The 15,040-nt window shown below is 72.2% G+C and carries 15 protein-coding genes; 8 read left to right on the top strand and 7 right to left on the bottom strand.

Going from position 1 to position 15,040, the window contains the following annotated elements; all coding sequences use genetic code 11:
* Positions 1–1,296: a hypothetical protein gene (locus AB0M46_RS20180; protein WP_363338016.1), complete on the bottom strand. Its 1,296-nt coding sequence runs from the start codon at positions 1,294–1,296 to the stop codon at positions 1–3.
* Between the two features lie 91 nt (positions 1,297–1,387).
* Positions 1,388–3,046, bottom strand: a complete 1,659-nt coding sequence (locus tag AB0M46_RS20175; RefSeq protein WP_363338014.1) for a glycosyl hydrolase family 18 protein — start codon at positions 3,044–3,046, stop codon at positions 1,388–1,390.
* 135 nt (positions 3,047–3,181) lie between these two features.
* Here AB0M46_RS20175 and AB0M46_RS20170 point away from each other — a divergent pair, with 135 nt between their 5' ends.
* The gene (locus tag AB0M46_RS20170) at positions 3,182–3,820 is read left to right on the top strand and encodes an HAD hydrolase-like protein (protein ID WP_363338012.1); all 639 of its coding nucleotides are present in this window, start codon (positions 3,182–3,184) and stop codon (positions 3,818–3,820) included.
* Between the two features lie 73 nt (positions 3,821–3,893).
* The gene (locus AB0M46_RS20165; protein ID WP_363338010.1) at positions 3,894–4,292 is read left to right on the top strand and encodes a cold-shock protein; all 399 of its coding nucleotides are present in this window, start codon (positions 3,894–3,896) and stop codon (positions 4,290–4,292) included.
* A 123-nt stretch (positions 4,293–4,415) separates the two neighbouring features.
* On the opposite strand, the gene AB0M46_RS20160 is transcribed toward AB0M46_RS20165, so the two are convergent.
* The 3 genes from AB0M46_RS20160 to AB0M46_RS20150 all read right to left on the bottom strand — a co-directional run bounded on the left by AB0M46_RS20160 (position 4,416) and on the right by AB0M46_RS20150 (position 8,546).
* The gene (locus AB0M46_RS20160; protein WP_363338008.1) at positions 4,416–5,234 is read right to left on the bottom strand and encodes a 1,4-dihydroxy-6-naphthoate synthase; all 819 of its coding nucleotides are present in this window, start codon (positions 5,232–5,234) and stop codon (positions 4,416–4,418) included.
* A 623-nt stretch (positions 5,235–5,857) separates the two neighbouring features.
* Positions 5,858–6,556 carry a futalosine hydrolase gene (locus tag AB0M46_RS20155; RefSeq protein ID WP_363338006.1) on the bottom strand — a complete coding sequence of 233 codons (699 nt, stop codon included), beginning with the start codon at positions 6,554–6,556 and terminating at the stop codon, positions 5,858–5,860.
* A gap of 205 nt (positions 6,557–6,761) precedes the next feature.
* Positions 6,762–8,546 (bottom strand): MFS transporter, encoded by a 1,785-nt coding sequence (locus tag AB0M46_RS20150; RefSeq protein ID WP_363338004.1) that lies wholly within the window; start codon positions 8,544–8,546, stop codon positions 6,762–6,764.
* A gap of 72 nt (positions 8,547–8,618) precedes the next feature.
* Here AB0M46_RS20150 and AB0M46_RS20145 point away from each other — a divergent pair, with 72 nt between their 5' ends.
* Together AB0M46_RS20145 and AB0M46_RS20140 are read left to right on the top strand one after the other, a co-directional pair.
* Positions 8,619–9,470: a DUF3027 domain-containing protein gene (locus AB0M46_RS20145; RefSeq protein ID WP_363338002.1), complete on the top strand. Its 852-nt coding sequence runs from the start codon at positions 8,619–8,621 to the stop codon at positions 9,468–9,470.
* Positions 9,433–10,149: an AraC family transcriptional regulator gene (locus AB0M46_RS20140; protein WP_363338000.1), complete on the top strand. Its 717-nt coding sequence runs from the start codon at positions 9,433–9,435 to the stop codon at positions 10,147–10,149. Before AB0M46_RS20145 ends, AB0M46_RS20140 begins: the two co-directional genes overlap by 38 nt.
* A gap of 107 nt (positions 10,150–10,256) precedes the next feature.
* Here AB0M46_RS20140 and AB0M46_RS20135 read toward each other — a convergent pair whose 3' ends face one another.
* Both AB0M46_RS20135 and AB0M46_RS20130 read right to left on the bottom strand, forming a co-directional pair.
* Positions 10,257–10,649: a VOC family protein gene (locus tag AB0M46_RS20135; RefSeq protein ID WP_363337998.1), complete on the bottom strand. Its 393-nt coding sequence runs from the start codon at positions 10,647–10,649 to the stop codon at positions 10,257–10,259.
* Between the two features lie 9 nt (positions 10,650–10,658).
* Complete coding sequence (locus AB0M46_RS20130; protein WP_363338021.1) at positions 10,659–10,898, bottom strand: DUF2530 domain-containing protein; 240 nt, start codon at positions 10,896–10,898, stop codon at positions 10,659–10,661.
* Positions 10,899–11,039: 141 nt separating this feature from the next.
* Between AB0M46_RS20130 and AB0M46_RS20125 the strand changes: the two genes are divergently transcribed.
* From AB0M46_RS20125 to AB0M46_RS20110, 4 genes are all read left to right on the top strand, one after another.
* On the top strand, positions 11,040–11,480 hold the full coding sequence (locus AB0M46_RS20125; protein WP_363338020.1) for a MarR family transcriptional regulator: 441 nt from the start codon (positions 11,040–11,042) through the stop codon (positions 11,478–11,480).
* A complete protein-coding gene (locus tag AB0M46_RS20120; RefSeq protein ID WP_363337996.1) occupies positions 11,477–12,781 on the top strand; it encodes an MFS transporter in 1,305 nt (434 codons plus the stop codon). The genes AB0M46_RS20125 and AB0M46_RS20120 overlap by 4 nt, the downstream gene beginning before the upstream one ends.
* 33 nt (positions 12,782–12,814) lie before the next feature.
* Positions 12,815–13,849 carry a maleylpyruvate isomerase N-terminal domain-containing protein gene (locus tag AB0M46_RS20115; protein ID WP_363337994.1) on the top strand — a complete coding sequence of 345 codons (1,035 nt, stop codon included), beginning with the start codon at positions 12,815–12,817 and terminating at the stop codon, positions 13,847–13,849.
* A gap of 639 nt (positions 13,850–14,488) precedes the next feature.
* A complete protein-coding gene (locus tag AB0M46_RS20110; RefSeq protein ID WP_363337993.1) occupies positions 14,489–15,016 on the top strand; it encodes a hypothetical protein in 528 nt (175 codons plus the stop codon).
* The last annotated feature ends 24 nt before the right edge of the window (positions 15,017–15,040 follow it).

Below are 15,040 nucleotides of genomic sequence, written 5' to 3'. Positions count from 1 at the left end.
CTATCTCCGCCACCTGCCGGTGGTGCTGACGATGGAGATGGTCCAGCCGAGCCAGGCCAGCGTCTCCACCACCCCGGCCGCAGCCGCCGTGCAGCCCGGCGCCAGGTCGGCGAGCACCTGCAGCGCGGCCCGGCGCTGGGCCGGCGCGCCCGGCCGGGACAGCTCCGGGGCGAGCGCGTTGATCGGCCGGTCGCGGTCGTCGCGCTGGCCGACCAGGGCCGGGGCGCGGGTCATGGTGAGCCAGGCGACCGCGAGCCGGTGCCAGCGGGCCGCGATGCCGCCGGCCCGCCAGACGTCATACGCCACGGTCGGCAGGAACACGCTCTCGACCCGCTTGTTGTCGATGATCTCCTCGCCGATCAGCCCGGCCGCGGTGACCACCTCGGCCAGCAGCGCCGCCTGCTGTTCGTCCACCCCGACGGTCTTGGCGTAGCGGCGCAGCTCGCGCACGCCGAGGCCGCCTGAGCGAAGTACCGACGGCGGCTCCTGGCTGATGGCCTCGATCAGCGTCTCGGCGTTGCGCACCAGCTCCAGGACCTGCCCCGCGCCCGCCCGGTCCAGCTGGGCCGGGTCGCGCTGGGGGGTGTCCATCGGCGGCGGGTCGGGGTGCAGCTGGCCGAGCGGCCCGGCCTCGCGGCGCAGCACCAGCGACACCTCGACCGGCAGCTCCACCGCATCGCGCCCGACGATGACCAGCAGGTGGCGTTCGACCAGCCAGCGCACGGGCGAGTCGGAGCCGGGCAGCAGGCTGGCCACGGCGACCGTGCCCACCGGGGGGCCGGCGGCGAGCCGGTCGAGGACCGCGCGGGCGGCGGGCGGGGCGGCCAGCAGGGTGCGGCGCAGCCCGGCGGCGTCGGCGGCCAGGACGCCGGCCATCGGATCGAGCTCCTCCGCCGGCCTTCCGAGTCCCGCGGGGTACGGCGAGCAGACCTCCTCCACCGCCCCCACGATGCGCAGCGCCTGATCCGGCCCGAAGATCACCGCGAACGTGCGCAGCCGGTCGATCGCGGCGCGCACCCGGGCCGCCTCCACCCCGGACTGCGCGGTGAGCGCGAGGACCGCCTCGACGGACGAGGTGTGACCCACGCGGGTGTACCGCAACGAGTCGAGGATTTCCAGGGTGAACTGGTCGAGGGCGTCCAGCGCGCGGGCCACGGCCACCCGCGACTGCGCCCGGTGGGCCAGGGCGGAGAAGTCCGACGGCGGCGGAATGACCAGGTCGGGGCGCAGCCGGATCAGCGCGGCCAGCTCCTCGTCGGGCAGGGCGCGCAAATGGTCGGCCAGCGTCGTCGTCATCTCGCCTCATACGCTATCCGGCCCGAACGACGAACGAGGGCGGGCCCGGCGGGCCCGCCCTCGTCATGCAGTACTACCGGTTAACTACCGGTTACTTCAGGCCATTGCTCACGGCGGTGACCAGCTCGCCGTTGCTGGTGTCGCCGGAGAGCTCCCAGGCGAACGCGCCGCCCAGGCTCTGCTGCTTGGCCCACGCCATCTTGCTGTTGATCGTCGCAGGCGTGTCGTAGCTCCACCAGTTGTTGCCGCACTTGGCGTAGGCGGTGCCACCGACGGTGCCGGTCGACGGGCAGGTGTTCTTCAGGACCTTGTAGTCCTCGATGCCCGCCTCGTAGGTGCCGGAGGCCGCGCCGGTCGCGGTGCCGCCGGGCGCGTCCTGGGTGACGCCCGTCCAGCCGCGGCCGTAGAAGCCGATGCCGAGCAGGAGCTTGCTGGCCGGGATGCCCTTGGACTTGAGCTTCTGGATCGCCGCGTCGGAGCAGAAGCCGGCCGTCGGGATGCCCGAGTAGCAGGTCAGCGGCGAGTGCGGGGCGGTCGGGCCCTGCGCGGCGAAGGCGCCGAAGTAGTCGTACGTCATCGGGTCGAGGAAGTCGAGGTTCGAGATGGCGCCGGCGTAGTCGGCCAGGTCGATCTTGCCGCCGTTGGAGCCGTCGGCCGTGATGGCCGCGGTGACCAGGGCGCTCGAGCCGAACTTGGCGCGGACCGCCGCGATCAGGCTCTTGAACGAGTTGGGGCCGCTCGCGTCGCACTGCAGGCCACAGGCGTTCGGGTACTCCCAGTCGATGTCGATGCCGTCGAAGACACCGGCCCAGCGCGGGTCGTTGACGAGGTTGTAGCAGGAGTTCGCGAACGCGGTCGGGTTCGCCGCCGCCTGCGTGAAGCCGGCCGACCAGCTCCAGCCGCCGAAGGACCAGAGGACCTTCAGGCCGGGGTGCTTGGCCTTGAGCTTCTTGAGCTGGTTGAAGTTGCCCCGCAGCGGCTGGTCCCAGGTGTCCGCGACGCCATCGACCGACTCGGCCGCGGTGAACGCCTTGTCGTAGTCCGCGTAGCTGTCACCGATCGAGCACTGGCCGCCCGTGGTGTTGCCGAACGCGTACATGATGTGGGTCAGCTTCGAGGCCGAGCCGCTGGTCTCGATGTTCTTCACCTGGTAGTTGCGGCCGTAGATGCCCCACTCGGTGAAGTACGCGACGACCTTCTTGCTGCCCGTGGCCGGCGGGGTGCTGGTGGTCGGCGGCGGCGTGGTGGGCGGCGGCGTGGTCGGCGGCTTGGTGGTCGGCGAGGTCGTCACCGGCGGCGTGGTCGGGGGCTTGGTGGTGGTCGGCGGCGCCGTGGTCGGCGGGGTCCCGCCGCTACAGCTCACGCCGTTGATCGTGCAGTTGAGCGGCGGCTTGGCGCCGGCGCCGTTCATGCCCCAGCTGAAGGTGGCGCCGGCGGCGAGCGACGTGGCCCAGGACTTGTTCTTCGCGACGTAGTGCTGACCCGCCTGGGTCACGTCGGCGTCCCAGAAGCTGGTGATCGAACCGCCCGCGGGCAGGTCGAACTCGAGCGTCCAACCGTTGATCGCGCTCGCGGTACCGTTGGTGATCTTGTAGCTGGCGCCCCAGCCCGAGCCCCAGTCCTGGTCGACCGTGAACGTGGCGCTGAGGGTGCCGGCGGCGTTGGCGTTGGTCGTGACGATAGGCACGACGGCCCCGGCTACCGCCAACGCGGCGGCAACGACGAGGCCGTTGCGGACGGATCGTTTCATCGCGACTCCTGGGTGATCCCTTAGGAAACTTTCCTAAAAGTGATCGTGACGGTAGTGGTACACGTCTCAGTCCGTCAATAGGAGGCGAACCCATTTCTCGATGGCCAACCTACTTTGACCTGGGCATCCTTAAGGGTGTCTCAACAACCGGTTGTCATTGGCTTTGACCTTGACATGACGCTCCTCGACACCCGGCCCGGCATCGCCGCTGCATGGCGGGCGCTTGCCGCGCGCACGGGCGTTCCCATCGATGCCGATCTCGCGGTCAGCCGGCTCGGCCCGCCGCTGCGGCAGGAGATGGCCGAGTGGTTCCCGCCCGAGCGGGTGGAGGAGGCGGTCGGGATCTTCCGGGCGCTCTACGTCGACCACGCCATAACGCCGGCGGTGGCCCTCCCGGGAGCATTGGAATCCCTGGCATCGGTACGGCGGGTGCCTGCGCGGATCGCCGTCATCACCTCGAAGCTGGGCCGCCTGGCCGAGGTGCACCTCGCGCACCTGGGCATCGCGGTCGACCGGGTCTACGGTGACGTCTTCCAAGCGGGAAAGGCCCAGGTGCTACGCGACATCGGCGCCGCTGCCTACGTCGGCGACCACGTGGCCGACATGCAGGCCGCCGCCCTGGCCGGCATCCCGGGCGTGGGCGTGACCACGGGCCCGTGCTCCGCCGAGGAACTCCGAGCGGCCGGCGCCGCGGTCGTCTACCCCGATCTGCACCCGTTCCCGGCGTTTCTCCAAGGCATGATCTCGGTTGGCCGGGCCGTTTCGGGTGACTAGCCTTGGTGTGCAATCCCGTGTGCCGCGCGTGAGGCGTGCCCGGGACGGGTCCGACACTGGGGAGCAGGGCAGCGTGCCGACGGGTCGAGTGAAGTGGTACGACCAGGAGAAGGGTTTCGGGTTCCTCACCAGCGACGACGGGGGAGACGTCTTCGTGCACAAGGCGGCCCTGCCGTCGGGCGTGGGTGAGCTCAAGACCGGTCAGCGGGTCGAGTTCGGGGTGGTCGAGAGCCGCAAGGGCAGTCAGGCCCTGCAGGTCAAGCTGCTCGATGCGCCCCCGTCCATCACCGAGGCCCGGGCGGTGGCCAGCCGCCGCCCGCCGGAGGAACTCCACGGCCTGATCGAGGACATGATCAAGGTGCTGGAGGCAAAGGTCCAGCCCGACCTGCAGCGCGGCCGCTTCCCGGACCGCAAGACGTCCCGCACGGTCGCCGAGGCCGTGCACCTGGTGGCGCGGGAGCTGGAGGTCTAGCCCCGTTCACGCGGGCCCGTGCGCCGTTCGCGCGCGTACGGGCCCTGCGCTGCGGTGTTCGGCGTGCGTCCGATATATCTACATATGCCATTGTCTACCGGTGCGGGCGCCACGCATTGCGGCCTATGCCCGAACCAGCGGAGTGGCCGGCACCAGCCCCTCGGCCGCGGCCCGGCTGAGCAGCGCATCGACGGCGGCGTGCCCGTCGGGCCCGAGCGAAGCGGTGAACTCGTTGACGTACAGCGCGATGTGCTGATCGACGACCGCCTGCTCCATCTCCTGCGCGTGCTCCAGCACGAAGTCCCGGCTCGCGAGCGGGTTCTCCCAGGCCAGCCGCACCGACTCCTTGATCCACGCGGTCGCCTGCTCGGGATCGACCCGGTCCCGGTGCGCGATGATCGCCCCGAGCGGAATCGGCAGCCCGGTGTCGTTCTCCCACCACTCCCCGAGGTCGACCAGCGCCCGCAGCCCGTACCGCTGGAACGTGAACCGCGCCTCGTGAATCACCAGCCCGGCGTCGAACCGCCCCGCCGCCACCGCGGGCATGATCTCCGCGAACGGCACGACCTCGACGGAGGCCGGCGGCTCCGCGGCCGACCAGAGCCGCATGAGCAGATAGGCGGTCGTCCGGTCCCCGGGCACCGCCACGCTCTTGCCCGCCAGCGAGCCGACGCCGGGGTCCTTGACGAGCACGAGGGGCCCGCAGCCGCGCCCGAGGGCCCCGCCGCAGGGCAGCAGCGTGTACTTGTCGAGCAGCCAGGGCAACGCCGCGTAGCTGACCTTGACGAGGTCGAACTCCCCGTCCAACGCCGCCGTGTTCGTAACATCGACGTCGGCGAACGTCACATCGAAGCCGGGCGCCCCGGCCACCAGCCCGTGCGTCAGCGCATGAAACACGAACGTGTCGTTGGGGCACGGCGAGAATGCGAGCGAAAGCGTCACAAAGCCGAATCTAGACCTCGGGACCCAGCCCGCACCCCGAGTAACGAAACCCCCGGTGTGACCCTCACGACTCTCTCGCCCCACCGCCCGGAGGCGAGCCCTGTGGGCCCGCGTCCGGCTCGATCTGCCGCGGTCCGGCCACGGCCGCACCGCCCCCGTGACCGGTGTCGCCGAGCGTCACGCGAACCACCCGGCGCCATCCCGCCGCTCTCTCGCCCCACCGCTCGGAGATGAGCCGTTGGATCCCTGTCCGGCTCGATCCGCTGCGGTCCGGCCACGGCCGCACCGCCCCCGTGACCGGTGTCGCCGAGCGTCACGCGCGAACCACCCACCGCCCGTAGATGAGCCCTTGGGTCCGCGTCCGGCTCGATCTGCCGCGGTCCGGCCAGGGCCGCACCGCCCCCGTGACCGTCGCCGAGCGCCATGCGAACCACCCGGCGCCATCCCGCGCCTCCTGGGCTGCTGACCGACGTGCTGCCGGGGTCCCGGCGCCATCCCGCCGCCCTGTCGGCCTGCCGCGCCTTCGGGGTTGCTCGCCGACGTGCCGCCTGGGCCTTCGCGCTCCCGGTGGCCTGCCCCGGCGGAGCGCCTGTGCCTCGCCAGGCCGGGGGTGATCCTGCGGGTCAGAGGCCGCGGCCGGTCAGGATGGCGAAGGTCTCGCGCAGGGTGGCGAGGGCCTGCGGGATGCGCCAGGCGGCGCGGTCGCGCGGGCCGACGGCGTTGGAGATCGTCCGGATCTCGCCGAAGGCGGCGGCCGGCCACAGGCGCGCGGCGGTGGCGACGCCGAAGCCCTCCATCGCCTCGGCGACGGCGTCGGGGTGGCGCTTCTCGATCAGCTCCTTCGAGTGGGCGGTGCCGGTCACCGTCGACACGGTCAGCACGGGGCCGCCGACGGCCTCGGGCAGGGCCTGGCGCAGCTGTCGCAGCAGCGCCGGGTCGGCGTCGTGCCGGGACGTGCCGAAGCCCAGGTCGTCCACGCTCTGATACCCGTCCGGCCCCTCGGCGCCGAGGTCGGCCGCGATCGACTCGGTTGCCACGACCAGCCCACCGATCTCGACCCGCCCGGCGAACCCGCCCGCGATGCCGGCCGACACCACCACGTCGAACGGCGCCCCCTGCCGCATCGCCATGGTCATGAACTGCGAGGTCACCGCCGCCGCGGCCGCCGGACCAACGCCGCAGGCCACCACGACGACCGGCGCCCCGGCCTCGAGCGCGTCGGGCGCCTGCCCGTCGGCGCCGAGCCCGCCGAGCACCTCGGCCCGCTCCACCTCGACGGCGGTGACGATCAACGCCCGCTCGTACCCGAGGAATCGCCTCATCACCTGTTTCCCTCCAGCCGGGTCCCCGACCCGTTCCCCGTTGACCGCCGCGCGCTTCCAAGCCCCGCGCGCCCGCCGCCGTCAACACCACGGCCGTCCCCGATCGACCAGCCTGTGCCACCCACGGCCGGCCTCCGCAGCGTTGCCATCCGAGCCCGGGAGTACCCACCCGGTGCAGGCGGCAATCCGCCACTCGACCTGCGGCTCATCGGTCGTCGTCCCGGAGGCGGGTGGTCGGGTCGGCGCCCGACGGCCGGTACAACGTGTACCCCGGCGGCGCCAACGGCGACCCGCCGTCCTCGCCGTCCACCGTGGGCATCTTGCGCGTCGCGGTCGGCGCGGCCGCCGGCTCCGGCTGCGTGTGCCCCGCCTCGGCCGCCGTCCCGGCCACCGCTTCGTCCGCCGTCTCGCCCGCCGTGCGCCGCCGCCAGCCGAAGCGCCGCCGCTCCCCGTCGTCGCCGGGCCGGGCCGGCCGGGGCATGGTGATCGTCTCCGCGGGCCGCGGAACCGTGGTCGCCTCACCGGCCGCCATCCGCGCAGTCGGGGGCGCCTGCCCGCCGGAGGGCCCGCCGGGAGCGGTGCTCGAAGACCCGGCCACCGGGGTGGCGACCGTGGTGGCGTCGGAGTCGGCGACGTCCGGTGGGGCCCCGCGCAGCCGCTCCTTGCGCAGCACCACCGCGGAGTACACCGCGCGCACCGCGCCCAGCGCCACGAACGCGGCGGCGAGCAGCAGCCCCCACGAGCCGCCGAACGGAATGAGGCCGACGGCGCCGCCCAGCACCCAGGCGATCATGAGCAGGGTCTCGGAGTGGGCGAACGCGCTCGCCCGGACCTGCTCGTCGACCCGTTCCTGGATCGAGGCGTCGAGGGCGAGCTTGGCCAGGCCGCTGGTGATGGCGGTGAACAGGCACAGCAGCGCGATCGTGCCGAGTGAGTTGCGCTGCGCGGCCAGGATCGCCACCAAGGTGGTGAGCACGATGCCGATCGCCTGCAGCAGCGCGGGGCGGTGAATGCGCAGCCGCGTGCCGATCGCCGTAGCGAGGAAGGACCCGACCCCGAGCGCCGCCGCGACGACCACGATCGCCTGCTGCTGGGAGAGCTGCCAGGCGACGAGCCGGACCGGCACCGTGCCCGCTTTGACGGCAAACACGAGGTACAACGTCAGGAATCCGAAAAGGCCCCTGAGCGTGGCCCCGCCGAGCAGGGCGGCCACCACCACGGGACCGCTGAGGACCTTCACGCCGCGGTGGCCCATCGGCCGCAGGATGCGCGGCATCGTCTCCGGCGGGTCGGAGTCGGCGCGGGGCGGCAGGCGAAGGGCGGTGACCATGCCGTAGAGGAAGACCAGGATCGCCAGCCGGAGCGGCCACTGCGCCCCGAAGTGCCCGAACAGCAGGCCGACGGGGAGCACGATGGCGCCGGCGAACGTGCCGAACACCGAGGCCCGCGCGCCCGCCTCGGACAGGCCGAGGCCCTGCGGCAGCAGGCGCGGCACGGCGGCGCTGCGAGCCACGCCGTAGGCCCGGGACAGCACGAGCATGCCGAACGCGGCCGGATAGAGGGCCCAGCCGGTGAGGTGCTCGGAGAGCATGAACGCCAGGAACGCCCGGCCCAGCATGGTCACGGCCAGCGCATATCGCCGGCCGTGGCGGAACCGGTCGAGGACAGGGCCGATCACCGGTGCGAGCAGCGCGAACGGCAGCATCGTGACGACCAGGTAGAGCGCGACGCGGCCCCGGGCGTCCCCGGCCGGCACCGAGAAGAAGATGGTCCCGGCGAGACCGAGCGCGACCAGGGTGTCCCCCGCGCAGGACGCCGCGTGCAGATCGAGCAGTCGCAGCATGCCCGCCTCGCCGCCGGCCCCGCGCTCGCGGACCCGCAGGAGGTTGCGCCCGAGGAACCGGCCGGCCCTGGTCGTGCCGGCGGTCGCGACCCGTGCCGCACGCACGGTGGTGACCACGGTCTGAGCCACTCCTCGAATCACGGACATGCCACCATCCTGAACCATCGGTACGACAGTTTCGGGGGCGCGCCGGGGCCGCCGTGCCCGCCGGGCGTGGCGATGAGGAAGAATGGTGGAGTGACTGCCTCGACTGCACCCGCGCGCGGAAGCGGCCGCGCCGCCAAGCCCGACCAGGTCCTGACGGACGCCGTCGAGGTCGCGCGCCAGGGACTGGACGTCGTCGACCCGGATCACATCGGCGGGCACCTGGGTGTCGTCGCCGAGGGTGAGCGCCTCGTCACACATTTCTTCGAGTGCGGCCTGCCCGGATATCGTGGCTGGCGCTGGGCCGTCACCGTCACCCGCATCCCGCGTAGCAAGCAGGTCACGATCTGCGAGTCGACGCTGTTGCCCGGCCCCGACGCGCTGCGCGCGCCCGAGTGGGTGCCCTGGCAGGAGCGGCTGCAGCCGGGCGACCTCGGCGTGGGCGACCTGCTGCCGACCCCGTCGGACGACCCGCGCCTCGCGCCCGGCTACCTGCAGTCCGACGACCCCGCCGTCGAAGAGGCCAACTGGGAGACGGGACTCGGCCGCGCCCGCGTGCTGTCCCGCGAGGGGCGCCTCGACGCGGCCCAGCGCTGGTACGACGGCGACCGCGGCCCCAACGCGCCCATCTCCGTCGCCGCCCCGTCCTCGGCCCGCTGCGGCTCGTGCGGCTTCTACCTGCAGCTGGCCGGCTCGATGCGGCAGGCGTTCGGCGTGTGCGGCAACGAGTACGCGCCCGACGACGCGCAGGTCGTCTCGGTCGACCACGGCTGCGGCGCGCACTCCGAGGTCCTCGTCGAGCAGGTCCAGCCGGTCGACGAGCTGCCGACGGTGTTCGACGACAGCGAGGTCGAGGCGGTTTCCGTGAGCCGCGCGCCGGGCTCGGTCGATGCCGACGAACCGGCCGAACCCTATGGGCACGGCTGAGTCGAACTACGCAGAGCGACCGTCCCGGATACCCGGCGCGGTCGTCTGGCGGCTCGTCCCCCATCGGTCCCAGTCGAGCCGTATCCTTCCCGACGGCTGCATGGACGTCATCCACTCCGACGGCGAGCTGTTCGTCGCCGGGCCTGACACGACCGCGCATCTGGCGTGGAGTACCGCTGGCCGGCGCTCCACGGCGGTGCGGTTCGCGCCCGGGACCGGGCCGGCGTTCCTCGGCGTGGCCGCCAGTGAGCTGCGCAACCGGCGGGTTCCGCTGCGGGACCTGTGGCCGTCCGGGCGCGTGCGCCGCCTGACCGAGAGGCTCGACGAGGCCTCCGACCGGGCGTCGCTGCTGGAGGACGCCCTGCTCGCGGTGGAGGCCGACCCCGATCCGCTGGCCACGCGGGTGCTCGCCCACCTGCGCACGGGGCACCCGGTCGCCGGCGTCGCCGCCGAGATCGGCATGAGCGAGCGACAACTGCATAGGCGTGGATTGTTCCTCTACGGGTACGGTCTCAAGACCCTCGACCGCATCCTGCGGCTCAACGGCGCCCTCGATCGGGCGCGCCGTGGGATGGCCTATGCCACCGTCGCCGCGAATTCGGGCTATGCCGATCAGGCCCACCTCTCGCGCGAGGTGAAGGCGCTGACCGGAATAACCCTCAGTGAATTGCTGAGATGATGCTGGACTCCGGTCCGTACCACTGAAGGCTGTTGCTCGTCGGCGCCGGACCGGCGAAGCGATCGGCCCCGCGGGCCTTCCTGCCGGCTCCGCCGTGCCAAGCGCAATTACGGCAGGGGTGCATACAGTTCGATGCCGTTGCCGTCCGGATCGTGCACGACGGCGTACCGCTGGCCCCAGAAGGCATCCCAAGGCGCCTTGTGGCTGTCGTATCCGGCCGCGACCAGTTCGTCGTGGACCTTGTCCACGTCGGCCGGCGAGTCGCACTCGAAGGCGAGCCCCATTCGCCCGCCACCGACCGGCGGCGTCCATTCGGGATCGAACGAACGGATTGTCGCCACGGTGTCCCACGCCAGCTTCACGCTGCCGGACAGCACGTGCTCGACGTGCGGGTTGCCGTCCTCCGACGCGGGCACATCGAGCCCGAGGCGGCGGTAGAACGCGAGCGAGCGGGCCATGTCGGCCACCACGAGGCCGATGACGTTGAGTCGAAGTGCCATAGCCCCAAACTAGGGGGCGGCCGGCGCGTCCGTCTTGAAGGAATCGGACGCCGCCCGAGCCCGGCGCCGCCGCCGATTGCGGTCGTGCACGACCATCGTGAGCAGCCCCGGGATGCCCCACAGCGCGCCCGCGATGGCGATGCGCAGCCAGTCGCCGTGCCCCGAGCCGGCCAGCCGGTCGCGGAACGGCAGCATGATCAGCGCGGCGATGATCCATAGCGCGATCCCCGCGATGGCGAAGGGAACCATCGGCGGGTCGAGCGGCTTGGGTGGCTGGGACGGCCTCGTCACGCTGATCACGGTACTCGCCCGGTGGTGTCACCCCGCAGGTGGACGGTGACCGACGGCACAGGTCGTTAGCCATGCTCATTAGGTAAGCTAACTATCGTGATGGTCCGGACCCCCAAGCTCGCGGCCGCCCAGCTCGCGGCGGCCCTGCGCGACAGCATTACCCGGCTGAACCGGCGCCTGCGCCAGGCGCGGCCGATGGGTGATCTCACGATGACCCAGCTGTCCGCCCTGACGAGCCTCGAGCTGGGCGGCGCGCTCACACCGCGCGAGCTCGCCGAGGTCGAGCGGGTCCAGCCGCCGACCCTCACCAAGATCGTCGCGAAGCTGGAGGAGCGCGGCCTGGTCCAGCGCTCGCCGCATCCGACCGACGGCCGGCAGGTCATCCTGTCCGCCAGCGAGTCGGGTCGCGCCGTTGTGGCCGAGCACCGCCGCACCCGCGACGAGTGGCTCGCCAAGCAGCTCATGGCCCTCACGCCGGAGGAGCGCGAGGTGCTGACCAGGGCTGCCGAAATTCTGGGGAGGATCGGGCGCAGCGCATGACAGGTAGCACGTTCGGCTCGTTGCAGGTTCGCAACTATCGACTGTTCACGATCGGTCAGCTCGTCAAGCTCCTCGGCACCTGGATGCTCTTCACCGCGCAGGACTGGCTCGTCCTGCAGCTCTCGAACAATTCCGCCTCCGCGCTGGGTGTCGTCACGGCGCTGCAGTTCATGCCGATCCTGCTCCTCACGTTGTACGGCGGGCAGCTGGCCGACCGGTTCGACAAGCGACGCCTGCTGCTCCTGGCCAACGCGGCCTCGGCGGTGGTCGCCACCCTGCTCGGCGTGCTCGTGGTCGCCGGCCTGGTCAACCTGTGGTGGGTCTTCGTGACGGCCGCCCTCTTCGGCGTCATCAGCGCCATCGAGACCCCGGTGCGCCAGGCGTTCATCTCCGAGCTGGTCGGCAAGGAGCTGCTGCCCAACGCGCTGTCGCTGTCGTCGGCCACCTTCAACACGGCCCGCATCGTCGGACCGGCGATCGCCGGCCTGATCATCGCCGTGCTGCACGACCGCACCGGCCCGATCTTCCTGTTCACCGCGGTCCTGTGCACGGCCCCGCTGCTCTGCCTGTCGTGGATGCGCACCGCGGAGCTGTTCCGCGTCGAGGGGGCGGCGGTGTCCGCGAGCGAGGCGCGCACGGTCGACGGGCTGAAGTACGTTTGGCGACGCTCTGACCTGAGACTCTCCATCCTGCTCCTGCTGATCGTCGGCCTGTTCGGGTTCAACTTCCAGCTGACCCTGGCGGTGCTGGCCAAGGTCGAGTTCCGGGTCGACGCGAAGTACTTCGGCCTGCTCACCACCGCCATCGCCATCGGCGCCCTGGCCGGCGCGCTGGCCAGCTCCCGGCGCCGCAACCGCCCGTCGGTGTACCTCATCCTTGCCGCGGCCATCCTCTTCGCCGGCTTCGAGATGCTCGTCGGGTTCGCCCCGAACTTCGTGACCGCGGTGATCCTGCTCCTCCCGACCGGCTTCTTCATGATCTACTTTGCTCAGGCCGCCAACCAGCGCGTGCAGCTCGGCACGGACGCCGCCTTCCGTGGCCGCGTGATGGCCCTCTACGTGCTGGTGTTCCTCGGCAGCACCCCCATCGGCTCGCTGATCATCGGCTGGTGCGCCGGGCACTTCGGCCCGCGCTCCGGCCTGTGGACCGGTGGCCTGGTCTCCTTGGTCGCCGCGCTGGCCCTGGCCGTCGTCCAGCTGCGCCGCGTGGGCGGCCGCATCCACGTCGGCCTGCGCCCCCGCCTGCACGTGCGGGTGCACGAGACGGCTGGAGTTGCGGCGGTACGGCCAGCCGTGCGCTGACTTTTTGTCGTACCCATGTGGTTGAGTCGGGGCATGGAACGTTCGCGTTTGCTCCAGTGCCTCGCCGCCGACTACATGCGCCTCCGCGATGTCGCCGGCACGGGTCTGACCGCCACGGTCCCCAGCTGCCCCGGCTGGACCGTCGCCGACGTGGTCCGCCACGTCGGCCAGGTCTACCTGCACAAGGCCGAGGTGATGCACGCCGGCACCTGGCCCGACCCGTGGCCACCCGCCGAGATCGAGACGGAGGAGCCGCTCGCCCTGCTCGACCGCGGCTACGGCGCCCTGACCCACGAGTTCTCCCGCCGCGGCGACACCGACCCCTGCCAGACGTGGCACGGCCCCGACCAGACGGTGAAGTTCTGGATCCGCCGCATGGCCCAGGAGTCGGTCATCCACCGCCTCGACGCCGAGCTCGCCCACCACGCCGAGCCCGCGCCCATCCCCGCGGACCTGGCGCTGGACGGCATCGACGAGATCCTGCAACTGTTCGTCGCCTACGCCGCGAAGACCTGGCCGGATGACTTCATCGCCGCCCTGTCCGGCACCGCGGGCCACTCGATCCGCATCGAGGCCACCGCCCCCGTTTCCCCCGCCGCCCCACCCTCGGCCCCGGTGACCGACTACGGGACCGCGGCGACCGCCTCCGCGGCAACGGCCGGCCCGCCACCCGCCGCGCCTCTGGCCGGCTCCTCGGCGGGCTCTGAGATCGGCTCCTCGGCCGACCCCGATTCGCCTTCGTCCGGCTCCGGCTCGTCCTCGCCCGCTGCGGGCTCGTCTTCGTCCGATGCGGCGCCGGCTTCCGCGGATACGTCCCCTACGGCACCGGTGATCGCGGCCTGGCTGATGCGCACCAGCCCTGACGGCGTGGTGGTCACCGCCCTCACGCCCCCGGCCGCAAGCACCGCGGCCGACGCGGTGGTAACGGGCTCTCCGGACCATCTGCTCCGGTGGCTCTGGGCACGCGAATCGACCCCAACGACCGATGTGCGTTCGCCGATCCAGGTGAAGGGTGACGAGGAAGCCATCAAGGAACTTCGAACCCTCCTGACGGTGGGCACGCAGTAACCCCGGACCGGCCGCTCCCCGCGCGGGGCCAAGCCCGGACCGGGCGGCGGCGGTGAGGCCGGGCAGGCGGCGACGAGGGGGCGCCGCCCGCCCGACCCCCATCACCAGCCCGTGCGACCCGATTGCTGGCTCCCCGCCGGCCTTCGCCGAGCGCGCCGCACCCCGCGCTCTGCGTCCTCACGTTCTGCATCTCCGTGTTCTGCGTCCACGTGCTCTGCGCCTCCGCGCTCTGCGTTCTCGCGCCCCGCGCCCCGCGCCCCGCGCCCCGCGCGAGCCTCCGTCGGCCCGGTCATCTCTGCCGTCACGACCGGCTGAGGCCTCACCCGGACGCGGGCATGCCGCTCCGGCCTCCGCAGCCGCTCCCCGCCTCGCGACCGGGCAGGTTTGCGTTCCCCTACTGCCTCGCGGCCGAGGTTGGGCCTCGCGGCCGGGTCGGGCTCGGTGGCTCGGTCGGAATGCACCGCCCGGGTCAGGGCATGAGCTGGGTCAACCGCGACGCGGGGGCGGGAGACGTCCTGGCCAGGTCGCGGCCTTTGCCTCCGCCGTCGAGCGGAGGGGCCTTCGGGATGGCGCGAGGTTGGCGTAAAGCGAAGTAGCGAATCGGTAGCGGTCGGTTTCTTGTGAGCCTAATCTCATTTCGTGGGCGTGTTGCACGGCCTGCTGGTGGCCGGCGTCATCGGGCTGATCGCCGTGGCGCCGTGTCTCATCTGTGCCCTGCTGCTGTCGGCCGACGAGATCGTCTCCCGTGGGGTCGAGAGGACGCGCCGGTGGCTGCCGCGGCGGCGGCGGAGGTCGGTGCTCGGCGGGCGGTGGAGCGCGACGAGGCTGGGGCGCAGGTGGCAGCTCAGCCGGTTCGGGCGCGGGATCGACGGGGTCACGAACGCCCGGCCGCCGCGGGCGGTCGGGCCGTCGATCGAGCAGGTGGCGGGCGACCTGCGTCGGCTCAACCGGCTGCGGCAGAGCGTGGCCAAGCGGTCGCGGGTGTGGTTCGTGGCGGTGCAGGAGGCGTACGACGAGGGGCTGCGCATCGCGTGCGCCCAGCTCGACGTGGAGGAGCATTTGCAGGAACTCGCCGGCGTGGACCTCGAGCTCGAACGCCTGCGGGTCGAGGGGGAGCTGCAGCGGGCCGGTCTCGTCCTGCGCAACTTGGGCGCCCAGCAGCGCTGATGCCGACTCGAGGCGCGAGGATGG

This window comes from Dactylosporangium sp. NPDC051485 (assembly GCF_040682015.1).
Classification (GTDB): domain Bacteria; phylum Actinomycetota; class Actinomycetes; order Mycobacteriales; family Micromonosporaceae; genus Dactylosporangium.
This window is presented reverse-complemented; position numbering and strand designations above follow the sequence as displayed.